Origin of the sequence: Afipia sp. P52-10 (assembly GCF_000516555.1) — a bacterium.
Lineage (GTDB): Bacteria > Pseudomonadota > Alphaproteobacteria > Rhizobiales > Xanthobacteraceae > P52-10.
In genome coordinates this window covers 638,237-661,474 of record NZ_AZSJ01000003.1, presented here as the reverse complement: position 1 = coordinate 661,474, position 23,238 = coordinate 638,237, and the positions used below count along the sequence as shown (strand labels likewise).

Below are 23,238 nucleotides of genomic sequence, written 5' to 3'. Positions count from 1 at the left end.
GGAAGTAATGAAGGCAATTGTATCAGCGTGTAAGCGCGTGATCCTCACTAAGGCGATGGCCCTCGCATGGTATCTGATCTACAAGGGCCGTGCGGTCGGCAGAGCCATTAGTAACCCCGGAGAAGCGCTAGAGGCCGCCGTGGAGCGCAAGGCTGTTGAATGGCAAATCCCGATAGCCGACGTGCTGCACCCGTTGGAACAGGCGCGCTGAGCCAAGGGAATACATAGGGGCGCACGTGCCCTAACGAAAAAAAGCCAGCGCGAGAATCCCCGATCAAGAGGACAGTTCGTGCTGGCATAGGTTGGCTTAGATAGGCGCGTGTTTCACAAGGTAGCTTTTGGCACCGCGTCCGGCCCCGAGCGATACGTACTTCACGCCTTGCTCTGCAAGCTTTTGGAACAAGGTAGACTTGGGGTTACGAAGGCGCTCGCGTAGCGACTTAACGCCCTCTGCTTTCAAACTCAGCTCCCGTTGAATCTTGGAAAACGGAGTTTCGCCGGGGAGTTTGTTGCGCATGAACGCCACAAGCGCTTCGTCCGCTGATCCCGAGCGTAGCCCGCGCACCTTCGGTCCATCCAGTTCAAACGGCCAGTCCACAACGTTGAGATTGGGCATATCCGTGGTGATGTCGCCAAGAATGGCGTCACCTTCCTTGCCGTTGGGCAGGATCAGGAAAACATCAGCGGGAAGACAGCCGCCCTCAGCATCGATCACGCGTCGGCAGCGAATGCGGTTGATTGCCTGGATGATCGATACGGACATGTGCCGCTGCTCCATCACGCGGCGTACATCCTGATAATTTTTCCACGAAGGGCTTTGTAACCATTCATCGTCTTGCTCGCCCCGGATAGCAAAGAAGGTGTTGGTAGACCAAACCTGATCTCGATACGGGAGGCCGAAGATAAGCGCGGCGTCATGATCCGCCCATTCGTTGCGGCCATCGATAGCCCCCCAATGGCCGACGCTGAGGCCACCGCACGGACTTTCGAACTTCAAGGGGTGGTGCTCGGTGTCGCGGTGCATGCAGACAAATAGTCTGCGGCTCTGGTCTAGTCGTGTGGCGAGCGCTTTCGCAACACGGGGCCACCGTTCAGCAACTTTCTTGATCATGGTGTGCTTCCCCAATCCTTGGGCGCGGGCGACGTGTAGTGTTACTGCGCTGTAGTCGCGGACGCGCGCCGGGACCGGGATGATGATTGCGCGCTCTCCGAACAGGTCCCAGAAGAAATTTGCTCGGGCGGTGGCATCAAGCACTACGGGGCCCGGCGCATCGAGCGGGACTGCCAGCAGTGCCGAATTGATGGACGGCTCTGCGCCTTTCTGCGCGAAGTAGGCCCAGCTATCCATGATCGATTGCGCGGCTTGAAGTACGGCATCCACGCGGCGTGCGATGTGCATGCGTTGGGTTGGGCTGTCGTTCCTCAACGCTATTTGATCGAACGGGAGTGTTCTCATTTCGACGCGCAAGGGGTCGAGTTCGATGTCTATTGGGGCCTCAGCCGTCTTCCACGCCATTCTCGCTGCGTTGTCATCAGCCCGTGCGTAGCCCAGTAGCAGGTGTTGTAGTTGCTTTAGCGCCGCGACCTGCTTGGGAAATTTCAAATGTAAGTCCGTAGGGATGTATCCGAGGACTTGCCCAAGAGCCTCCACGGTGACTTTGCTGCTTTCGACGGCGTTTGTCAGAGCCTCGTCAATGATGGTCAGTAGTCGTGGTCCATGCTTCCATGAGGAAACGCGAGACCACGGGATCGTCTCCTGCGCACCGGAAAGACGCAAATAGGCCTGATGCGTGATCACGAGTACGTCGGCGGTGTCGAGTTGATCGCTTGTTGCACGGCGCTCGCTATGATGCGCAATAGCGACGTCAGCACCAGCAAGTTCGTTGATAGTGCTCACTAGGCGATCTGCGTCTTGAATGCGGCGCGTGACGATCAGTGGGGCTTTTACCTCGTGGTTGAGTTGAGCCTGCATGGCCGCATAGACGCAGGCTCCTTGGGTCTTCCCCGATCCTGTAGGAGGCTGGAGTATGCGCCACGGAGCGCAGGTGTTATCGATGGCGTCTCTTGTGGCGGCATTGAAGTTGTCAGCCATCACACGCCAGAGAGCGCATAGACTGTCGGAGACGCAGAGGCCAAGAGTTGAAGTCCAGTGGTCAGTCATCCGACGTACGAAATCGAGCGGCGGCACGAGCGCATGTGTCTCGTGCAGGCCGATGGGAGCATGCATGTTGGTTAGGGTATCTTTGTGCAAGAACTGCAGCACGAACCTAGCTGCAATTAGTTGATGTTTGGCGTCGAGAAAGAGGGGGCTGAAACTCCTAAAGAGAAACAAGAAATCTCCTTTAGAGCTGTCGACCCCCTATTCAGGACACGTGGTTAGAAAGGCTCAAAGGGGACTGCCGATGTAGCCCGCAAGGAAGCTGAGGAGAAACAACCTCCAATTACTAAATCACGGCTGGTCAGGAGGACTGGTGGTGATTGTTGCCTCAGGTCTGCTTGAGGTCCCCCGCAGGACACTGACGGAGCCCCGTGTGAACCTGCGAACTGGCATAGTCTGCGGGGTGCCCTAGAGAGAGCCTTAGGAGCCCCTTGGGTGCTGACCGGCGTAACCGCACGGATTGTCGTATCTGACGCCGGTGCCGCTGTGTGAGCTTTGCTGCGCGTTGGTGAGGTACATGCGGGAAAGCCAATAACCACCAGCGTTCCTCGCGTGCAATAGTTGCTAAGGGAATTGGGCCGCAAGCTTTCTCGGTCCGGCTAGGCTCCAGAGGGCCCCTAGGGATTCCTAGGGACTCTGCAGGCGCGTTCGTCTGGTCGTTCGGCTATCCACCTACCTGCTGCCCACGAAATGAATCTGCGGGCTCCTCTGGGCTTCCTAGTGCTCATTGCGTTTTTCGAGGCTTAACGGTTGCCAAACGCTCAAGAACGAGACGACCACGCAAGCTCAAATGGTGCCGCTTCTTCCTGTGGTCTCGAATGTCTATTGAGGACGCAACCAAAGCCGGGCCGGGCTTGCGATGGTGATTCAGCGCACTCAGATCAGCCAGTCGGATCGTGACTACATCGGAGGGCGTCCCTAAGCGCTGGGCGTACTCTTGTGCAGTGAGGCCGGGTTCGTTCGCCACGGCTTCAAACGTTTTGATGAGCTGCATTGACAGAGTCGGGTGTACGTCTAGGAACACGCGCAAAACTCTTGCCGCATAGTCAGCAGCCCATCGCATCTCTTCTTTGGTCGGGTCCATTGGTAGCTCCTCTGTGTTGAATGCAACTACAGTACGGAGCTTCTGCAGGTGTGCACTAAGGAGCGGTGAACACGCCAGCTGCAGTCGGTTTGTAAAACCGATGATCTTGTTGGTACATCAAATAGCTAAGCAGTTCGCCGTGGCACGAGGTGCAAGAATATTGATTCCCCGTGAGAGCGAAGGACACCAAAGTATTCCTACGCTTTCACGGGGATCGATGTTGTTAGTCCTGTGCCAGCCTCGGTAACGACGCGAGCGGAGGAAGGCGGATCAAGCGCTTTCCGTCCGCGCTAAGATGCACTTTGGGAAGCCGCGCGACTTCCTCAGGGCTCAGTGGACGCCGTAGTGCGCGAGCGAGCCTCCAGCCGCGTATGATGAGATAGAGTGGTGACCAGAGCCAGTACGCCATCCCCATTTGGAACCACCAGCGGTTAGGATTGCGGCGATAGCTGCGGATGAGCAGCACGAGCCAAATGAGCGCCATGACGACCAAAAGCGCACCGGAGATGGTTGGCGACAGCGAACCCCCGGCGAGCGTGAAGAACCAGTAGTCCTCATAGCTGTTCGTGAACCAACTTCCGAGCTGATACATCAGTAAGGCTCCTGTCAGGTTTTTATGCAGCGGAAGAAGGTGATTGCCGCTACATTCTTATGGGGTTCCCGCTCTTGTCCCGACCCCACCTGATGATCGGAGCGGATGTTTTCGGCGGCTCTGGAGTGGCCTTGTCGGCAGCGTCGTTCTCAGCCTTCCACTTGTCGGAAAGCATCTTGGTGAAACCGCTGTCGAGGCGCTTGTTCTGATTGACGTACTCAGCTCGCGACTGTTCGCGCTCGATAGCCCGAGCGTTCAGCTTGTCGAAGATGTCGAGAAGCTGCTGGTTGGCCGCAGGGTCTTTATCGAGCGTGATGCTCGCGTCCTTCAAGAAGGTTAGGTCCTTATCGGACAGCGATCCCGGCATGCCTCCAGCCATCTGACGCATTCGTAAAGTCATTTGGTTGCCAAGCGCACGCGCGGTGTCCGCATCTGCAACGTCAAAACCGAGACCGAAGAACTGGTTGCCCATCTTTTTCAGCCGCAGGAGTTCTTCTGCGCCGAACCCTTGTCGTACGTTAGGATTGGTCAACATCTGTCGTAGCGTCTGGGATTGAGCCGAAGCGTCCTGCGCAGTCTGTGCGTCGGCACTGATCTTCGAGTTCAGCTCCGAGTACTGTTTGGCTTGGTCCTTGTCATAGGCTTCGTCGAACGAGGACGGTGCGGCATTGCCCGCACGAACTGTTTCTACACGGCCCGTCCGCTTGTTGATGCGGTACAACATCCCCGTCCTTTCGTTGAAGTGTGTGCTGAACGCATCTTGACCACCGGGCTGCTGCGCGAGCTGCGCCAATGCCGCGCCCTGTTGAGGGCTGGTGATGGAGGCGAGTGCCGCTCCTGCATTGATGAGAGCGTTGCCCCACTGCGGTTGAGCGCTAGGATCGCTGGTGCCGGGAAACAGCACGCCGTCGCCCAACTGCGCACCCGTGCTAAGTGCGGGGCGGGGGGCCGTGTTCATCTGCTTGCTTCCTGTGATGTCCGCGATGCGCTTGCCCTGCAAGTCTGGATTAGCTTCCATGACTTCGGGGAAGACTGAGGCCACACTTGCGTTGGGGCTTGCGCTGAGAGCCTTCAGGGCCCCGCCCGCACCGAAGCGATGCGCCAGGTAAAGTGTGTCGTTGTTAATGGGCTGACCGTTATTGCGAAGGATCGCTGTGTTGTCTGCGGTGAAAGCATCAAACGCGCGCTGGGACTGATCGGCGTCAGTGCGTCCGTCCTGCGTGAGACCGAGTTCAGGATGCTTGCGCATCATGTCGGCCCATGTACCGTCGAGGAACTGATGTAGCCCCTGAGCTGTCGAGCGGGGATTTTTCGCGAACGGATTTCCTCCGCTCTCGCGGCTCCTAACGTAGCCGCTGTAGTTGCCGGGGATTTGGGGAGCTTGTCTGCTTGAATCGTCCATAAACTAAATCACTTGTGTGAGGGGATCGCCGAAGAGCACATCAGTGACGCGGGGCGAATTGAATTACTCGGCGCACATCGTGGTGCGCACCTTTTGTCTTGTAGTGGGTGTGACTTGCACCAAGCGTACGGAATCCCTGAGGAAAACACGGCTTTTGCGGCATGCGCTCCGCTGGTAGTGGGCCCAAACCGCGTTAAGCCGTAGGAATCCCTAAGCAAAACGTCGTTTCGTGCCATTCGGTCCGTGCGCAGCGCGCGGGATACGTGGGGATTTCTCGGGGACTACTGCGGTGACGTGAGCCGAGCAGCAGCAGCGGCTTTAGCGGAGTTTTTGAAGCCGCATCCGGGGGCCGTTAGCTGAGATGGGACCCGCTCAAAAGGGGACCCATTTGTTCGCGAGAGCGCAGCCAGTTGCTAGCCACGTTCGACCTTGACTAGAATCTAGCGGGAACGAAGGGGCGGAAGTCATGGCAGCAAGACTGGGAATAGCTCTCCACTGGGCCTGCGTGTTCATTGCCGGGCTGGCAATCGCGTTGGTCGTCTACATTCAGTTTGCCAATCAGAAGCTCACCGAGTTTCAACAGCTGGTGGTCTGGGCCGGATACGCCTTCGCATTTGTCGTCTGGCTGCTCGGGTATGGCCTGCGCTTCGTGCTTGCTGGTGACGTTCGCAGTCGCTCCAATCACGTCCACGAGTTTGTTGAGCGGTTCGCGTCTGAGGAGCCGAGAGAGCGCATGCCCGTTGCCACAAGCCGTCAGCGCTCGGAAGCCCGCAGTCGCCCCGGAGTAGCCTCTGTGCCTGCACATAGGGACAGCACGTCGGGCTCTCGTGCACGGGCTACCGCGCAGAGCATCCTGAGTAGCATCGGAGACCGCGAAGCGTTCGCGGAAGATGAGCGTCAGCTCTACGACTTCTTGGTCAGCGCCGCGACCGCAGTGGTCAAGGATCAGCGGACGGCTGAAATTGTGGGCGCGCATATGGTGTGGCGCTAGCCAAAGTAGGAACACGTAGCGATAGCGGCGAAGCAGAGGCAGGCGACTTCTTCGCATTCGAGAGCTATGGCGGTCGTCGCGATAAGCCCGAGCAGTGCAACGATGGGTGTGAACATTAGGCACGCTCCCGCAGGGCTTCCGACCGGGCAATGGTGTTCTTTACCGTAGTGGCGTGCCAAGTGGCTCCACGCGCCGTCACGATACCCCGGGCATTAAGAGCAGCGGCAATGTCCCTGAGGGTCCTCGCGCCCGCCTTCTGAACCTCGTGGATCACTGGCATCACTTGGGCTGCATGAGCGTCGGCAGCTCCGCAAATCTGCGCCAGCGCCCGCTCGCGAGCCTCGGGAAGCCTTGGATTTCCAAGGGTGACACCGCGAGCCTTAGCCGCAGCGAGGGCCGCACGGGTTCGTGTCTTGATCAGCGCCCGCTCTTTCTCTGCCAGCGCGGCAAACAAGTGAAGTACGAAGGGGTCTACGTCCGCGCCCAGTTCAGCGACCATGAACGGCACCCGGTGAGCCATTAGGCCGCTGATGAAATGAACGTCACGACTGAGGCGGTCCAGTTTGGCTACGACCACGTGACACTTGAGCTTCCTCGCGGCTGCCAAGGCGGCTTTTAGCTGGGTCCTACGCTCTAGCGCGTCGTGACCCTTTCCCGATTCGACCTCAACGAACTCGCGCGCGACCTCGAAGCCTTCCGCCTGTGCGAACTGTCGCAGCGCCGTCCGTTGGGCTTCGATCCCGAGGCCTGAGCGCCCCTGCTGGGAGGTTGAAACGCGGATGTAGGTGACCAAGGGGCGCTTAGGCTTCATCGGTGCGGGCTCCAGTGCGTGTCTGTATAGAATTATACCACCAATTAGAATTTATACAGCCGTTGTTTCGGAATCCCTGCGATTCGTTTTGCCGTGCGGGCCGTGCCACGTCGTCGTGCGCTATGCTGGCTGCATCGAATCGAAAGCCATTGCGAATAGTTGACTATCGATTTCTAGGCCGCTCCCGAATTAGCCGAGGATGTTATTGCCATGGATAAACAATTAGCCCCCGCGAAAGTAATGCAGTCCCTCGGAGAGGCCCTGATGGCGGAGGGGGCCGAGCGTCAAGCAAAGTTAGACGTTGTTGCCAACGAGCTTCGAGAGGAGCTCGAAAGGACCGCTGTGAAGATTGTCTCGCTTGTGCTTTTGCAGCCTCCAACAAGTTTGCTTGGCTACGTATGGGGGCAGGTGTTCTTAGGTTTGTTTCCCAAGAAGGGCGGCAAGCCTAGTAAGAAAGCAGCGGCCAAAAGCCGTGACTTTGGCTTCTATCAGTTCGTGTTAGAGTATCTTCACGCTGTTTGGAGCGCTAACGCTGGACCATTTCAAAGCGGGGCGCTCGACGAAGCGAAGGCCCACGAATTGCTCGCTGCATTTGATGAGTTTCGCACCCAGACGATGCAGTATTGCCTAGTGAGTGGCACGTCAGATCGAGCCGTAAACCTTGGTCCCGAATTTCGTGAACTGGGCATGCAGGCGACGACCACTTGGGTAAATATAAGGGGGCACCGTCATCAAGTTCTCGAACGAGAGTTTTTCAGCTTCGCATTCGCTCCGCACGATGAAGCTTTGAAAGCCGCTTACGGCGTCGGAGCGGATGAAATTGCAGACGGAGTTCAGCGTATTGCTGACGCATTTCGAACTGGCCACGCGCAAGCTGCGGAGTTGATGCACGGAAATTGGCAGGCTGTGCTTAAGCGAATGGCCGAAAAATCAATATCGATGGAAGCCGCTATTCAAGAGTTCAGAGCCGTGGACCCACAGTTTGCTGAGGCTATGGGCAATGCAATGGAAGACCTGTTCTACGGCGGCATTTGCAAAGTCTCAAAGCATTCCAAGCTGCCTCCGGTTCTGCTCGGAGATATGTCCTATGTGCCTGGAAATGAGACAAGCTTCTTTGAGGCGGGGCCGTTTGCGGGAACGCCGCTGCGAACGTTACCCGCGCGAATAAAGCCGTTGGTCAAGCTGGACGATCACTACTACGCGACCGATGGTCAGTTCGTTCGAGATTCTGCGTATCGCGCAATACAGTGGGGCCTCATCCGCAGAAACGCGGCCTACCGCGAACTGTGGAACAAGAAGCAGAAGGAACTCACCGAAGCGGCCTTCTCGACTATCCTCGACGCCCAACTCAGTGGGGCTACACTTCTTAGCGAGGTTTACTTCAAGGATGCATCGGGCCAATGGGCCGAAACCGATACCGTAGGATGGCTAGGCGACAACCTATTCATCGTCGAGGCGAAGGCTGGCGTTATGGCAATGCATTCGCCGGAGACAGATTTCGAAAAACACTTCCGCGCAGTGCAGGACTTGGTGGTGAAAGCCTACCGGCAGTGTCGGCGGTTTGTTGAATACTTAGCGAGCGCACCCGAGGTGCCGCTCTATCAGTTGGTCGATGGTCGGCACACTGAGGTTGTTAGATTGCGACTGGCTAATTTTCGCAATCTGTTCCCGATAGGACTAACCATCGAGGCATTCACGCCGTTCTCGGTAATGTGCAAGAGATTGCCAGAGGTGCAGCCGCTTCTCGGGAAGCATCCCTTCATTTCGATGTCGGCTGATGATCTTTTCGTCCTAAAGCGCTTTTTGCCTACGAGCGGTGCTCTATTTCACTATCTGAGCGTACGTCAGGCTGTTGCAGGCATTCCAGACGCAATGATGTTTGATGAACAGGATCACCTTGGCGCGTATATCGCGCGAAATCGCTTTGATCACGACATGCGCGAGCAACTCTTGAAGGCCGACTTCCTCTCGTGGGATGGTTTTAGCGACAAAATCGAGCAGCACTTTGGAAGTGTGGATTGGGAGAGTAAGCCCGCTCCCCAGCAACACTTCCCTCCTGAACTTGCGAAAGTGTTAGCAGTGCTGGACAATTTCCGTCCAAGCGGGTGGCTCAAGTGCGATAGTCAAATCCGCGATTTGAGCAGCAGCAGTCGCGAGAATCTTGCGGCTCTTATTCGTAAGCTATCGCCAACTTTGGCGCAGCATCCAGCTCGAAGCTTTGTTTTTGGCGGAGATTGGCCACTTCAAGTATTCCTGCATCGGGCCGCCTACACGCTGCCCGACGATGAAGTTGCGCATCGCGGCGAAGTCGCGTGTTTGATCACCAAGAAGCCCAGCGTGTCGGTGTTGTGTCTCGCATATGACGCGGGCGGCAACATTGTTAGTGTTGCCCTCTCGGAAGTTTCCTCACCGCCAGCAATACGGGCCGACTACGAAGCGCTAGTTCGAGAGGCGGATAGCAGGCGACCCAACGTGACGGAGTTTGGCGGGCCGCAGAAGGCCACAGAGCGTCTCTCGAAGCGAGCTCGCAGACGAGAGCGAGGCAAACAACGGAAGGGCGATTGAAAGTGGTAGCCACTGGTGGTATCACTCGCGCAGCAGACGTACTGATTTGTGCCTGTTTTATGCGAGTTTCTGCGATAGTCCGACGCGTCCCCTAGGGAGCGCCAAAGTTCTTACATCTCAAGAAGATGCAGTGTGGTTAGCCAGAGAGTTTAGTCACGCGGTTCGCCGCGCCGTTTAGCTGGCTTCGACAACTTTCTTCATGGCATCGGCAGCGCGCCGCCGATGCTCAGCTTCCTACGTGTACAGCTTGGCGTACGTCGTCGTGACCCAGATCGTCATGATCTGGCGAGTCGTGGTGCTCTTCTCAGCGAGCATCTTGCCCTGCGCGTATGCCCCGGCGCGAGACCTGCAGCAGCCGTCCATTCCTGCGTTCGTATGCCGATGCTTTTATGCTGAACGGTCTGCCGTGCTGCGTTAGCACCACGTATTCGTCCCGACGTCTGATGGCTTCAAAGCGCCTAGCAGTTCCGGGTGCATGGGAATGCGGAGAGCTTCTCTGGTTTTCTTGTGAACGACTTTACCCGCACCGATCTCGATATCCGCCCATTTACGCGCGCGACGTCCGATCGGCGGGTGTCTGAAATAAAGCGCGAGTGCATACACAGTGCGAGGGGCGGTCCGAACTCGCCATCTGCTGAACGGCACCCCGCAGCGCGCTATCGCGGCGCGTACACGCCGGCCCTTCGGTGGCGCGCAGCGCGTAGGCGATTGCTCCCACGAGAGTCGCGTTGGCGGCAATTTCTATAGTGCGCAACATTGTACGAAGAGGACGCGCGTCGTTATTTTCCTGGACGACTTGATAATGGTGAAGCGCTGATCCCATCATTTGCTGCTGACAGATTGTGCTGAGTGAAGCGGTTTGAACGGGAGATCAAAGTGAAGCGTCGTCAGTTTCTTGCGCTTTCCGCCGCCGCAGCGGGATTGGCCGGCGCCTCGTCATTGGCTTTGGCGCGAGAGGCAAACCGCAGTTTGAAGGAAATTCGGATCGGCTATCAGAAAACTGGCGTGCTGGTTATCGCCCGACAGCAGGCCACGCTGGAAAAATATTTCAACGACAAGGGCGTTCAGATCAAATGGATCGAGTTCACCTCCGGCCCGCCGATGCTGGAGGCGATGAGCGTCGGCAGTGTTGATTTCGGAGCCGTCGGTGATTCTCCGCCAGTTTTCGCGCAAGCCGCCAACGCGAACATCGTCTATGTGGCCGGTCAACGGATCAGCAACGGCCAGGGCATCCTCGTTCCACACGATTCGACGATCCAGTCCGTTGCTGGCCTGAAAGGCAAGCGTGTCGGCTTCACCAAGGGGTCGAGCGCGCACAACATCGTGGTTCAGGCGCTGGAAAAGGCCGGACTTGCCTACGAAGACATCACGCCGATTTATCTGACGCCGCCGGACGCCGGTCCTGCGTTCGCAAACGGCAGTATCGATGCGTGGGCGGTGTGGGATCCGTACTTTGCGATCGGTGAGAAGAAGCAGAATGGCCGCATTCTCATTAATGCGCATGAGGTCACCAAAACCAATTCATTCTTTATCGCCAATAAGGACTTCGCGCGCGAGCAGCCCGTTATACTTGCCGACGTGATCAGGAAGCTCGCGGAAGCTGCGGAATGGGCGGAGGCGAACCGCTCCAGCGTCGCCACGTCGCTCGCGGGCGTGACAGGCGTTCCGCTTGACATCCAGACGGTCGCAGCGGACCGGGCCAGTTTCCTGATCGGCCCGATCACCGACGATATCATCGAGACGCAGCAAGGTGTCGCGGATCGCTTTCACAAGCTTGGCCTCATTCCAAAGCCGGTCGCGATCCGCGACATCGTCTGGAAGCCACCGCAGAGCTGATCCATCCAACATCATGACAAGCAGGAAAGGACATCGCGCATGCATGCGCATCGGGTTGTGACGTTATCGGAGATCGTTGGATCGCCGCTGGCGAGCTTCGTTGGCCTGCTCTCAGTTGGTCTGCTGGCGGCTTTCGCCATGGTCGCGAGCACGAACGCCTCGATCGCGCAGGACAAGGTCGTGCGGATCGGCTTCCAGAAATACGGCAAGCTCGTGCTCCTCAAGGGCAAGGGGACGCTGGATGCAAAGCTGCAGTCGCTCGGCTACAAGGTGACATGGACCGAGTTTCCATCCGGGCCGCCGCTGCTCGAGGCGCTCAACGTCGGCGCAATCGATTTCGGCAACACCGGTGAGGCGCCGCCGATCTTCGCGCAGGCCGCGGGTGCGCCGCTCGTGTATGTGGCTTATGAGCCGCCAGCTCCGACGGGCGAGGCCATTCTTGTTCCGAAGACCAGCACGTTGCAAACGGTGGCGGATTTGAAAGGCAAGAAGGTCGCGCTCAATAAAGGGTCGAACGTGCATTACCTGCTCGTGAAGGCCCTCGAGAAGGCCGGCGTTCGGTATTCGGAGATCGAGCCGGTGTTTCTCGCGCCTGCCGATGCCCGCGCTGCGTTCGAGCGGGGGGCGGTCGATGCCTGGGTGATCTGGGATCCGTTCCAGGCGGCGGCGGAGGTGGCGACCGAAGCGCGCACGCTGGCGGACGGGACCGGTATCGTCGCCAACCATCAATTCTACTTCGCATCGCGCAAGCTGGCGGAACATGACAAGGCAGCAATCGACGTGGTGCTGAAAGAGCTGTCGGAGGTCGACGGCTGGGTCGAGAATAACATCAAGGCCGTTGCCGAACAGCTGAGCCCTTCGGTCGGTCTGCCGGTGCCGGTGCTTGAACTCGCACTGAAACGCCAGAGCTACGGCATCAAGCCGATCAACGACGGCGTCATCGCCGAGCAGCAGCGGATCGCCGACACGTTCTTTGCCCTCAATCTGCTGCCGAAGAGGATCGTCATTTCCGATGCGGTCAGGAAGTCCGGCTCATGAGCAATCGGCAGTCGTCTCCCGCCAACGTTCTCTGGTTCCTGCCCACTCATGGCGATGGCCGTTATCTCGGCACGACCAAGGGTGGTCGTCACGTCGATCTCGGCTATCTGAAGCAAATCGCACAGGCCACCGATGATCTCGGCTATTTCGGCGTGCTGCTGCCGACCGGGCGCAGCTGCGAGGACTCCTGGGTCGTTGCTTCTGCGCTTGCGCCCCTCACGCGACGACTGCGTTATCTGGTGGCCGTGCGGCCCGGCCTGCAATCGCCGAGTGTCGCTGCGCGGATGACGGCGACGCTGGACCGGATATCGGAAGGCCGCTTATTGGTGAACGTCGTGACCGGTGGCGATCCGGTCGAGAACAAGGGCGACGGCATCTTCCTTTCGCACGAGGAGCGTTACGCGGTGACGCGCGAGTTTTTGAGCGTTTATCGCGCGCTGCTCGCCGGAGATACCGTCACGATCTCCGGCAGGCATATCACCATCGAGGACGGCCGGTTGCTGTTTCCGCCGCATCAGCCGGGCGGGCCGCCGCTCTACTTCGGCGGATCGTCAGATGCGGGTATCGACGTCGCGGTCGATACCGTGGACAAGTATCTGACGTGGGGCGAACCGCCGGCGCAAGTCGCCGAGAAGATCAATCGCGTGAAGGCGATCGCCGCTCAACGCAAGCGCAGGCTGTCGTTCGGCATCCGCCTGCATGTGATCGTCCGCGAGACCAACGAGGAGGCCTGGAAGGCCGCAGACGAACTGATCTCCCATGTCAGCGACCAGACCATCGCGGACGCCCAGAAGGTCTTCGCTCGCATGGATTCGGTCGGCCAGCAGCGCATGGCGCAGCTGCATGGTGGCCGTCGCGACAACCTCGAGATCAGCCCGAACCTCTGGGCGGGCGTGGGTCTCGTTCGCGGCGGCGCCGGCACCGCGCTGGTTGGTGACGGGCCGACGGTGGCCGCGCGGATCAAGGAATATCAATCGCTCGGCATCGATACCTTCATCCTGTCGGGGTATCCGCATCTGGAGGAGGCGTATCGTTTTTCCGAACTCGTCTTCCCGCATCTGTCGTTGGTGTCGCCAAGCGCCGCCGTGCCGTTGCGCGTGAACACCGGGCCGTTCGGCGAAACCATCGCCAACGACTTCCGCCCTCTGGACAAGCAGATCGCCCGGTCATGAGCCTTGCCGACACGCTGCCGCGTATTTGCGCCTTCCGTCCGCCGAAGCTTGATGCGTTGGTCGGCTGGATTCTGCCGATTACGATTGTGATCGCCTGGCAGGCCGCCTCTGTCGCAGGATTGATTCCGGCTCGTGTTCTGCCGGCGCCGATCGAAGTGGCGCTTGCGGGGTGGAGGCTGCTCAAGAGCGGCGAGCTTCTGCACAATATATGGGTCAGCTTTGGTCGTGCCATTGCCGGCTTTGCGATCGGCGGTTCGATCGGCTTCTCGCTCGGGCTTGCCAATGGCCTGTCGAAGATCAGCGAGAGGGCAACGGATACGACGCTGCAGATGGTGCGCAATGTTCCGCATCTGGCAATGATCCCGCTGGTGATCCTCTGGTTCGGCATCGACGAGGCGGCCAAGCTGTTTCTGGTGGCGTTGGGCGTGTTCTTTCCGATCTACCTCAATACGCTGCACGGCATCCGCACCGTCGATCCGCAACTGATCGAGATGGGGCGCAGTTATGGGATGTCTCGGGGCGAGCTGTTTCGTCGTGTCATCTTTCCCGGCGCGCTGCCATCGATCTTTGTCGGCCTGCGCTTTGCGCTCGGCATCATGTGGCTCACCCTCATCGTCGCCGAAACCATCGCCGCTTCATCCGGTATCGGTTACATGGCGATGCAGGCGCGCGAGTTCATGCTGGTCGATGTGGTCATCCTCAGCATTCTCATCTATGCGCTGCTCGGCAAGCTGGCCGACAGCGTGTCGCGGCTGCTGGAGCGCCTGACGCTTGCCTGGCATCCAGCCTTCCAGAAACAGTGAGGCTCGGCATGGGATCGCGTCAGATCGCAACAGCATTGGCCCCGCACATACCTCTGCGCGAGGGGGCGACTAGGATCGCGGAGGCGCAGCCTCAATCGCGCGCTGATCTTCACGGTCTGACGCTGACGATCCGCGGTCTTCGCAAAGCGTTCGGCGACAATCAGGTGCTGCGAGGCGTGGACCTGCACATTCCCGCCGGTCAGTTCGTGGCGATTGTCGGCCGCAGCGGCTGTGGCAAGAGCACGCTGCTGCGCTTGATCGCAGGTCTGGACAATCCCCAATCCGGCAGCATCGCGTTCGGACAGGAGGCCGGTGCGCGAGCGAATGTGCGCGTGATGTTCCAGGAGCCGCGCCTGCTGCCTTGGGCGCGCGTGCTATCGAACGTTGAGGTAGGGCTTGGCGTCGCCCGCAAGCGGAGCGATGCGAAGGCGCGTGCCGAGCGTGCGCTCGCTGACGTCCGACTGACCGACAAGGCCGCCCATTGGCCTGCGACTCTGTCGGGCGGACAGAAGCAACGCGTTGCCTTGGCGCGCGCGCTGGTCAGCAATCCGCAGGTGCTGGCGTTCGACGAGCCGCTCGGTGCACTCGATGCATTGACGCGGATCACCATGCAGCAGCTGCTGGAAGGGGTTTGGCGCGATCAGGGTTTTACAGCAATCCTGGTGACCCATGATGTGGCCGAGGCGATCGCGTTGGCTGATCGCGTCATCGTGCTGGAGGAGGGGCGCATCTCTCTAGATGTTCCGGTCGATCTGCCGCGTCCGCGCCAACGAGGGTCTGCGGAAATCGCCGCCCTCGAAGGGCAGATTCTAGGTCGGTTGCTAATCTGAACTAACACTGATGGATGTGCTGAGATGCGCGGGTTGACGCTTGCCACCCTCTTCAGCACGAAGTTTAGCTCCTTACGCTCAGTTTCAAAGACGCATTGTACGGTTCAATCCCGATCCACAAGATCGTGAGTTCAAGGTCATTTCACGAGCTCTATTGGCAGCATTCACGATTCTGACGGAGATGGCTGCAGCTGGCAAAAGCGGGGCACTCGTGATGATCCTGTGCGATTCCGGCGATCGCTACCGGAGTCCGTTGGTCGACGATGTAGCGGGCCAGCATGACAATAGGAGGAGCGCCTTGACGGGGAACAGCGCACGGCATCAGCGTCTGGAACGCCGACGCTGACGCCGGAGGCGCGCTGCATGATCACGCGTCCAAGGCCGCCGGATCAACGATGGCCTCCGCGCCCGCGTTGAGTTTTGAGGCCCCGCGATTTTGAGCACGGCATGAATGTGTGGTGTCCTCCATTCTATGGTGGGAGGGTCAGCGGGTGTTGCTCGTGAGACGCTTGATATGAAGCAAAGGCGGTTAGGTCATTGGGCGGCTGCCCGTGCCGGTGGAAGGCCGCGTGTCGATTTCACGGCGCTGACGAGACGGTCGAGAATCTGATCGAGTATCGGCATTGACGTCGCAAAGTTGAAACGAACGAATTGGCTGCAGTCGGGATCGAAGGTTTCGCCGGCGCTGAAGCCGATCCGTGCCCGGTCGAGAAAGAACTGGAAGGCCGACGTTGGCATCGCGATGCCGCTGCAGTCGAGCCATGCCAGATAAGTGGCCTCCGGTACATGGACGTGAATGGCGGGCGCTTCCGTGGCGAGAACGTGCGCGACGCGATTGCGCGCCTTTAAGAGGTGAGCCATCGCTGCGTCGAGCCAGCCGTTGCACTCATTCCAGGCCGCGATCGTCGCGTCGATGCCGATAATGTTGCTCTGCCCAGTCAGTTTTTGTGGGATACGCCGATGAAAGCGGGCCTGTAACTCGTCGGAACCGAAGGCAACCAGGGCGCTGCGGAGTCCCGGAATGTTGAAGCTTTTGGTGGCCGAGTTCAGCGTCACTGTGCGGGCGGCGATGTCGGCGCCAAGCGTCGCAAATGGCGTGTGCCGGTGACCTGGATAGACGAGATCGGAGTGAATCTCGTCGGAGATCACGATCAAGTCGTGCTCGAGCGCGAAGCGCGCAATCGACTGCAATTCGGTGCGGTCGAAGACCCGACCTGTCGGGTTCTGCGGGTTGCAGAGCACGAATATGCGGGTGTTCTTGTCAACTTGCCGTTCGAGATCGGCGAGGTTGAACGCATATCGGCTTCCGTCGTCACGCATGCGCAGAGGAATGAGGCGACGTTTGGTCGACAGGATGGCTTCGCGGAATGGCGGGTAATTGGGGGTCTGCAGGATGACGCCGTCTCCCGGATCGGAAAAGGCGAGGATCGGCGCATAGGTCCCTTGGACGAGATCCGAGAGCGGCACCACCAGTTCCGGCGCGAGCTTCCAGCCGTACAGGTGCTCCATGCGCGCAGCGAAGGCGGCCGCAAGCGCCTGCCCGGCTCTCTGGCCATCACGCATCGGATAGCCATAGTCACCAGCTTGAACAATCCGCTCGATTGCGGCCTGGATGGGAGCTGCAACGGAAAAGTCCATCTCCGCGACGAAGGCCGGCAGGACGTCCCGATCGTATTGATTCCATTTCGCGCTGCGGCGCGATTGAAGCGTAGCCAGACTCATCTCAAACGGATTCGGATGGAGGCCTGCGAGTAGTTTGTTCATTGTCGATCCCGATCTGGTCGCTGTTATTGAATCTCATGCGAGATGGCAGGCCACGGCATGACCACCGGCGAGCTTGCGCAGGGCCGGATCGTCGGTGGCGCAACGTTCGACGGCGATCGGACAACGAGCGTGAAACCGGCAGCCGCCGGGTGCGATGCGTCCAACTTCGCCTTTGATCGCGGGAGTGTCTGATCCGGCTTTTCCGGCGGACGGAACGGAGGCCAGCAGCGCGCGCGTATAGGGATGTCGTGGATCGCGCCAGAGTGTGGCGTGATCCGCGCTTTCGACGATGCGGCCGAGATACATGACCAGCACGCGATCAGCGAAATAGCGGACCACCGAGAGGTCATGGGAAATAAAGAGATAGGAAAGGCCGAGGTCGCGCTTCAGGTCAACCAGCAGGTTGAGAATTTGTGCCTGAATTGAGAGATCGAGCGCAGATACAGGCTCGTCGCAAACGATCAGCTTCGGCCGCAATATCAGCGCACGAGCGATGCCGATACGCTGCCGCTGCCCGCCGGAGAATTCGTGCGGATAGCGGTTGAGTGCTTCCTGCGGGATGCTTATGCGGTTCGTAATGTCGAGGATGCGTCGCTTCCGCTCCTGCTTGTCGGTGATGCCATGCACTCTCAGCGGTGTGTCGAGAATGGTTGCGACCCGCTGCCGCGGGTTAAGTGAACCGAAGGGATCCTGAAACACCATCTGTATCGAGCGGCGGACGTTGCGAAGCGATCTGTCGTCAGCCGTGCTGATATCCTCGCCATTGAGGCGTATCGAGCCGCTGCTCGGTCGCAACAAGCGTACGATGGTTTTGCCAAGCGTCGATTTCCCGCAGCCGGATTCGCCGACGAGGCCGACCGTCTCGTCCTCGTTTACGTCCAATGAGACGCCGTCAACTGCATGCAGGGTGTGTCCGTGCGAGGTATAGCTGGTGCGGAGGTTTTCGACCGAAAGCAGCGACATGTCGTGCCTTTCAAACCGGGATCTGACTGCACGCGATCGACCAGCCGGTTCGGGTGGTGGCGCGGTCGAACGTTCTGAGCTCGGGTGGGGTGGCGCGGCAGGTGGGCACGACCTGCGGACAGCGTGGCGCGAAGGCGCAGCCGACCTCGCCGGCCGCGGAGGCGACCGATCCCTGAATCTCGTTCAACCGTACACGGGTATAATGTGCGTGATCGCTGACCGATGAGCTCAGCAGGCCGCGTGAATAAGGGTGCCTTGCGGCACGAAAGAAGTCCTTAACCGAGGCCTGTTCGACGATCCGCCCCGCATACATCACCGCTACGCGGTCGGCCCATTGCGCGACGGCGCCGAGATCATGCGTGATCAGCAGCATGGCCATCGAAAGCTGTCGGCGCAGGCGGTTCAGCAATTCCATCACCTGCGCCTGGATCGTCACATCCAGTGCCGTGGTGGGCTCGTCGGCGATCAGCAGGCGAGGATTGCAGGCGACCGCCATTGCTATCATCACGCGCTGGCGCATGCCGCCGGAAAAGTTGTGTGGAAACTGATCATAGCGTCGCTGCGGATCGGGAATGCCGACCAAGTCGAGCAGTTCGATAACCCGCGCTCTCGTCTTGCTGCGTGATAGGCGCTCATGGCGCCGGATGATCTCAGCAATTTGCGCGCCGATAGTCAGCACCGGATTGAGCGACGTCATCGGCTCCTGCAGGATCATCGAAATGCCTTTGCCCCGGATCTCACGCAGCTTGCGGCTGCTGACTGTCGCAAGGTCGATGCCGTCGAACACGACCTGCCCGCCGCTGATTGACGCGTTTGGTGGCAGCAATCGAAGGATCGAAAAGGCCGTCAGTGATTTGCCGCAACCGGATTCGCCGACCAGCGCGACCGTCTTTCCTTCCTCGATGGCGAACGTAATTCCTTTCACGGCCACATTGCCGGGAAAGGCGACCTGCAGGTCGAGCACTTCCAGAACCGGAAACGGTCGTTGTGGAAGGGAGGCGTGCTTGTTCATCGCGCACCTGATCGTGGATTGAGAATGTCGGTGAGCCTGTCGCCGATGATGTTGATCGACAGCACCGTGAGCACGATAGCGAGCCCGGGCAGTGCCGTGAGATACCATTCGGTCCGCAACATGGCGCGGCCATTGCCGATCAGGCTGCCCCAACTCACTTGATTTGGGTCGCCCAGGTTGAGGAACGATAAGCCCGCTTCGGCGAGGATGCCGTTGGCCACCAGTACAGAGGTCGCGACGATGATGGTCGGCAATGCGTTCGGTAGGATTTCGCGCAGGATAATGCGGGGGGTGCTATAGCCGAGACCGCGCGCGGCCATCACGAAGTCCGCCTCGCGCAGTGCCATGAATTGGGAACGCGTCAGTCGCGCAATCATCGGCCAGGAAGCGATGCCGATCGCAAACACGATCAACGGTACCGAGGGATTGCCAATGGCGAGAATTACGATCACCAGCAGCAATGTCGGAATCGTCTGGAACAGTTCGGTAAGGCGCACCAGTGCATTGTCAACGATCCCGCCGAAGTAACCGGCAAGCGATCCGACCGTCGTACCGATTACAAGGCCGAGCAGTGCTGCGCAGACGCCGACCATGAGAGATACGCGTGCGCCATGAACAATCCCAGCGGCAAGGTCGCGGCCGAGAGCGTCCGTTCCGAGGGGATAGGAAATGTCTTCGCCGGGCCAGAGCAGCGGCGGCCCCGCCATATCGAGCGGGTCGCCTGGATACAGCAAGCCTGCACACATCGCCAACGCGATTGCGATGGCAAGGATCGCCATTCCAATCCACAGGAATGGGTCGCGCATGGAGGCGGGCAAGGATCGCCTTCCTCTGCGCGTTGGTTCAGGTGCCGTTTCGATGACGGGCACGCCGGGGTTGTTGGCAACCATATCCGTCATGTTGGTCTAGACCTCAACGCGCGGATCGAGCCACATCACGATCAGGTCGATGACGATGTTGGTCACAATCACGATGATGGAGGAAAGGAAGAGGATACCGAGAAGCACGTTGAAGTCGCGAGCGATCAACGAGTTCATCGCCAGCCGGCCGAGACCCGGCCAGTTGAAAACTGTTTCGACGACAATGGCGCCGCTCAGCAGGTTCGCCAGATGCAGGCCGGCGACGGTGGTCACGGGAATCAGCGCATTGCGTAAAGCGTGACGGAATTGCAGGACGATCGGGTGAAGACCCTTCGCCGCCGCGGCGCGCATGAAATCCTGGCGGAGCACCTCGAGCATCGATGCGCGGGTGAGGCGGGCATATATCGCCACAAAGAAGGTCGCGAGTGCCGCCGCGGGCAGGATGAGATGCAGGACGCGGTCGCGGACCTTGGCAAAGCCGGTGAGTGAAGCGCCGATGGTCTCGCTGCCGCCGCTTGGCAGCCAGCCGAGATGCGCCGAGAACAGGACAATTGCCATCAGGCCGACCCAGAACCCGGGCGCAGAGTAGAGCAGCAATACGCCCGTCGTCAGCAGCCGATCGGGCCAGCGGTTGGCGTATACGGCCATCACCCAGCCAATGACGATGCCGAAAGTGAGCGCGAGTGCGAAGGCCGACAGCATCAGCATCAGCGTGTTCGGCAGCCGCTCCATGATCACGTTGATGACCGGAGCGCCGTAGTTCGATGAGACGCCGAGGTTAAAGGTCGCCATGTTGGTGAGGTAGGTGATGAGCTGCGTCAGCGTCGATTGATCGAGCCCAAGGCTCCGACGCAGCGCCTCCATGGTCTCTGCGGTTGCTGAACCCGATTGCCCGGCGATCGCGTCGGCCGCGTCGCCGGGCATTAGTTTCAACAACAGAAAGTTAAGCGCGATGATCCCGAAGATGGTCGGGATTGCCTGCAAGGCCACACGACGGACGATCTTTCTCGCACTTTGAGTCGAGACCAATTGATCGCACTCCTTGACGCCGCTGTCAGGTCGATGCATGCCGCCGTTCGGCGCGGAGCATCGTTTGCAATCGAAGGATGCGCAGATAACGACTGCGTGCGCCATCGCATTTGCCGTCAGTTTGGCGACGCCAATGCAACAGATCATTCCAAAAATGAAACTATTCAGGGCGCGTCGCGCGTGCAGAAATTGCAGTCGATAACGAGGCAACAGCGAGGTCATGCGCGTGCAGAGCGGAGCGAAGCTGAAACTGTCCGCCGATGTCGGCGGTACTTTCACTGACATTGTGCTGGAGGAGGGCGCTCAACGCTGGACCGGCAAGGTTCTGACGACACCTGCCTCGCCTGAAGAGGGCGTGTTGCGCGGCGCCTCTGAAGTGCTTGCGCGTGCCGGAAAGTCGGTGGCCGATGTGGACTTGTTCATTCACGGGACGACGCTGGCGACCAATGCGATTATCGAACGTCGTGGCGCCAAGGTGGCGCTGATTGCCACTGATGGGTTTCGCGATGTGCTCGAGATCGGCACCGAGAGCCGCTACGACCAGTATGAGCTTGCGTTGGTGCGGCCGAAGCCGCTGGTTGAGCGGCCATTGCGTTTCACCGTGCGCGAGCGCATGGATGCCCGTGGAATGGTGCGTCTGCCACTGAATGAGGCAGATATCCATGTCGTCGCCAAGACGTTGAGCGATCGTGGCATCGAGAGTGTCGCCATCGCGTTCATGCACTCCTACACCAATGCAGCGCACGAGCGGCAAGCGGCCGAGTTGCTGAAGGCATTGATGCCGTCACTGTATGTCACCGTCTCGGCGGAGGTGTGTCCAGAGATCCGCGAATACGAGCGCACATCGACAGCGGTGGCCAACGCCTATGTGCAGCCGTTGATGGACGGATATCTGCTGCGCATGCAGGATAAGCTCAAGCTGCTCGGCTTCAAAGGAGCGCTCTGCCTAATGACGTCGGGGGGCGGACTGACGTCGGTGGAAACCGCGCGGAAGTTTCCAGTCCGGCTTGTCGAGTCCGGTCCGGCGGGGGGCTCCGTGTTCGCAGCGCAGATCGCCGCCCGGCTTGGCGAACGTAAAGTGCTTGCGTTCGATATGGGGGGCACCACCGCAAAGGTTAGCCTGATTGAGGATTATCGATCGGAGACGTCGCGCGTATTCGAGGTCGACCGCGCCGCGCGCTTCCTGAAAGGAAGCGGTTTACCGGTTCGCATTCCTGTCATCGAGATGGTGGAAATCGGTGCGGGCGGTGGATCGCTGGCGCGTGTCGATGGACTGAAGCGGGTTACAGTCGGTCCGGAGAGCGCGTCGTCGGTGCCTGGACCGGCGTGTTACAATGGTGGTGGCACGAATCCGACCGTCACCGACGCGGACGTCGCGTTGGGGCTCGTCGATCCGGCGACATTCGCGGGCGGTACCATCCGGCTCTTCCCTGATCTTGCGAAGCAGGCTCTGACGGCGTCCGTCGGCGGACCACTTGAAATGAGCGCGGAAATGGCTGCGTACGCCGTTTATGAAATGGTCTGCGAGAATATGGCCAGCGCCGCCCGTGTGCATACGGTCGAGCGAGGGCAGGTGGCGAGCAACCATACGGTCATTGCTTTCGGTGGCGCGGCGCCGCTGCATGTTGCACGAGTGGCCGAAAAGATCGGTGCCAGTCGGGTGATCGTGCCGCCGAATGCTGGTGTCGGCTCTGCGGTCGGTTTTTTGGCAGCGCCCATTTCCTATGAAATGGTGAAGACCAAATACATGCGGCTCGATGCCTTCGATCCAGCGGAGGCGACGCAACTGCTGAGCGATATGTCAAAGGAGATCCGGGCTTGGGTCGAGCCCGCTGCAGACGGTGAGACGCTGATCGAGCGTCGCATCGCCTTTATGCGCTACGTCGGCCAAGGCCACGAGATTGCCGTTGAGCTTCCGGTGCGCGGGCTCACAGTCGCCGATGCCGCGACATTCCGCTCGCGCTACGAGGCGGACTACGAAGCCTTGTTCAAACGATCCATTCCGGCGGCTGCGATCGAGATCATGGCATGGTCGGTGAACGTGTCGACGGTCTCTGAAATGCCCGGAGTGGTCGCCCCAGTCACGCAACACGTGACTGGGATGCCAAACGATGTCGTTCGGGTTTTTGACGGACGTCGTGGCAAGCCGATCGACGTGTCGCGCTATCAGCGTGACGCGCTGCCTGCCGGCGCCCGGCTATCGGGGCCTGCCATTATCGTTGAGAAGGAGACCTCGACCTTCGTGACCGAGAACTTCAATGCATGGATCGATGGGCTTGGCTCGATCGTGATGGAGCGTAAGGAGATCGCGGCGTGAGTGATGGGACG

19 protein-coding genes are annotated in these 23,238 nt (G+C 59.5%); 9 read left to right on the top strand and 10 right to left on the bottom strand.

What is annotated here, in order from left to right; genetic code table 11:
• Nucleotides 1-7: 7 nt before the first annotated feature.
• Nucleotides 8-211: a hypothetical protein gene (locus tag X566_RS04355; protein WP_034463805.1), complete on the top strand. Its 204-nt coding sequence runs from the start codon at nucleotides 8-10 to the stop codon at nucleotides 209-211.
• 96 nt (nucleotides 212-307) lie between these two features.
• Here X566_RS04355 and X566_RS04350 read toward each other — a convergent pair whose 3' ends face one another.
• The 4 genes from X566_RS04350 to X566_RS23840 form a co-directional block, all read right to left on the bottom strand.
• Entirely contained in the window at nucleotides 308-2,332 is a 2,025-nt protein-coding gene (locus tag X566_RS04350) for a hypothetical protein (protein WP_051443870.1), read from the bottom strand.
• 550 nt (nucleotides 2,333-2,882) lie between these two features.
• The gene (locus tag X566_RS04345) at nucleotides 2,883-3,242 is read right to left on the bottom strand and encodes a hypothetical protein (protein ID WP_034463802.1); all 360 of its coding nucleotides are present in this window, start codon (nucleotides 3,240-3,242) and stop codon (nucleotides 2,883-2,885) included.
• Nucleotides 3,243-3,465: 223 nt separating this feature from the next.
• On the bottom strand, nucleotides 3,466-3,834 hold the full coding sequence (locus X566_RS04340) for a hypothetical protein (protein WP_034463799.1): 369 nt from the start codon (nucleotides 3,832-3,834) through the stop codon (nucleotides 3,466-3,468).
• 49 nt (nucleotides 3,835-3,883) lie between these two features.
• Complete coding sequence (locus tag X566_RS23840) at nucleotides 3,884-5,236, bottom strand: lytic transglycosylase domain-containing protein (RefSeq protein ID WP_051443869.1); 1,353 nt, start codon at nucleotides 5,234-5,236, stop codon at nucleotides 3,884-3,886.
• A 466-nt stretch (nucleotides 5,237-5,702) separates the two neighbouring features.
• Here X566_RS23840 and X566_RS04330 point away from each other — a divergent pair, with 466 nt between their 5' ends.
• Nucleotides 5,703-6,227, top strand: coding sequence for a hypothetical protein (locus X566_RS04330; RefSeq protein WP_034463796.1), 525 nt, complete (start codon nucleotides 5,703-5,705; stop codon nucleotides 6,225-6,227).
• A 115-nt stretch (nucleotides 6,228-6,342) separates the two neighbouring features.
• Here X566_RS04330 and X566_RS04325 read toward each other — a convergent pair whose 3' ends face one another.
• Nucleotides 6,343-7,038, bottom strand: a complete 696-nt coding sequence (locus X566_RS04325; protein ID WP_034463792.1) for a recombinase family protein — start codon at nucleotides 7,036-7,038, stop codon at nucleotides 6,343-6,345.
• A gap of 210 nt (nucleotides 7,039-7,248) precedes the next feature.
• Here X566_RS04325 and X566_RS04320 point away from each other — a divergent pair, with 210 nt between their 5' ends.
• From X566_RS04320 to X566_RS04295, 6 genes are all read left to right on the top strand, one after another.
• A complete protein-coding gene (locus tag X566_RS04320; RefSeq protein WP_152539793.1) occupies nucleotides 7,249-9,603 on the top strand; it encodes a hypothetical protein in 2,355 nt (784 codons plus the stop codon).
• A gap of 876 nt (nucleotides 9,604-10,479) precedes the next feature.
• Nucleotides 10,480-11,439 carry an aliphatic sulfonate ABC transporter substrate-binding protein gene (locus tag X566_RS04315; RefSeq protein WP_034467846.1) on the top strand — a complete coding sequence of 320 codons (960 nt, stop codon included), beginning with the start codon at nucleotides 10,480-10,482 and terminating at the stop codon, nucleotides 11,437-11,439.
• 138 nt (nucleotides 11,440-11,577) lie between these two features.
• Nucleotides 11,578-12,477: a sulfonate ABC transporter substrate-binding protein gene (locus X566_RS04310; RefSeq protein WP_173402577.1), complete on the top strand. Its 900-nt coding sequence runs from the start codon at nucleotides 11,578-11,580 to the stop codon at nucleotides 12,475-12,477.
• Nucleotides 12,474-13,649: an FMNH2-dependent alkanesulfonate monooxygenase gene (gene ssuD, locus X566_RS04305; protein WP_034463789.1), complete on the top strand. Its 1,176-nt coding sequence runs from the start codon at nucleotides 12,474-12,476 to the stop codon at nucleotides 13,647-13,649. Before X566_RS04310 ends, ssuD begins: the two co-directional genes overlap by 4 nt.
• On the top strand, nucleotides 13,646-14,452 hold the full coding sequence (gene ssuC, locus X566_RS04300) for an aliphatic sulfonate ABC transporter permease SsuC (protein WP_034463787.1): 807 nt from the start codon (nucleotides 13,646-13,648) through the stop codon (nucleotides 14,450-14,452). Before ssuD ends, ssuC begins: the two co-directional genes overlap by 4 nt.
• An 8-nt stretch (nucleotides 14,453-14,460) precedes the next feature.
• Nucleotides 14,461-15,282: an ATP-binding cassette domain-containing protein gene (locus X566_RS04295; RefSeq protein WP_173402564.1), complete on the top strand. Its 822-nt coding sequence runs from the start codon at nucleotides 14,461-14,463 to the stop codon at nucleotides 15,280-15,282.
• A 534-nt stretch (nucleotides 15,283-15,816) separates the two neighbouring features.
• Here the strand turns inward: X566_RS04295 and X566_RS04290 are convergent.
• The 5 genes from X566_RS04290 to X566_RS04270 all read right to left on the bottom strand — a co-directional run bounded on the left by X566_RS04290 (nucleotide 15,817) and on the right by X566_RS04270 (nucleotide 21,132).
• Entirely contained in the window at nucleotides 15,817-17,046 is a 1,230-nt protein-coding gene (locus X566_RS04290) for a MalY/PatB family protein (protein ID WP_206538686.1), read from the bottom strand.
• A gap of 33 nt (nucleotides 17,047-17,079) precedes the next feature.
• Nucleotides 17,080-18,009 (bottom strand): ABC transporter ATP-binding protein, encoded by a 930-nt coding sequence (locus X566_RS04285; RefSeq protein ID WP_034463785.1) that lies wholly within the window; start codon nucleotides 18,007-18,009, stop codon nucleotides 17,080-17,082.
• A 10-nt stretch (nucleotides 18,010-18,019) separates the two neighbouring features.
• The gene (locus tag X566_RS04280; protein ID WP_244434676.1) at nucleotides 18,020-19,129 is read right to left on the bottom strand and encodes an ABC transporter ATP-binding protein; all 1,110 of its coding nucleotides are present in this window, start codon (nucleotides 19,127-19,129) and stop codon (nucleotides 18,020-18,022) included.
• Entirely contained in the window at nucleotides 19,018-19,800 is a 783-nt protein-coding gene (locus X566_RS04275) for an ABC transporter permease (RefSeq protein ID WP_244434675.1), read from the bottom strand. The genes X566_RS04280 and X566_RS04275 overlap by 112 nt, the downstream gene beginning before the upstream one ends.
• Nucleotides 19,801-19,926: 126 nt before the next feature.
• Nucleotides 19,927-21,132 (bottom strand): ABC transporter permease, encoded by a 1,206-nt coding sequence (locus X566_RS04270; RefSeq protein ID WP_409337809.1) that lies wholly within the window; start codon nucleotides 21,130-21,132, stop codon nucleotides 19,927-19,929.
• 4 nt (nucleotides 21,133-21,136) lie between these two features.
• Here X566_RS04270 and X566_RS04265 point away from each other — a divergent pair, with 4 nt between their 5' ends.
• Nucleotides 21,137-23,227: a hydantoinase/oxoprolinase family protein gene (locus X566_RS04265; protein ID WP_173402576.1), complete on the top strand. Its 2,091-nt coding sequence runs from the start codon at nucleotides 21,137-21,139 to the stop codon at nucleotides 23,225-23,227.
• Nucleotides 23,228-23,238 lie beyond the last annotated feature (11 nt).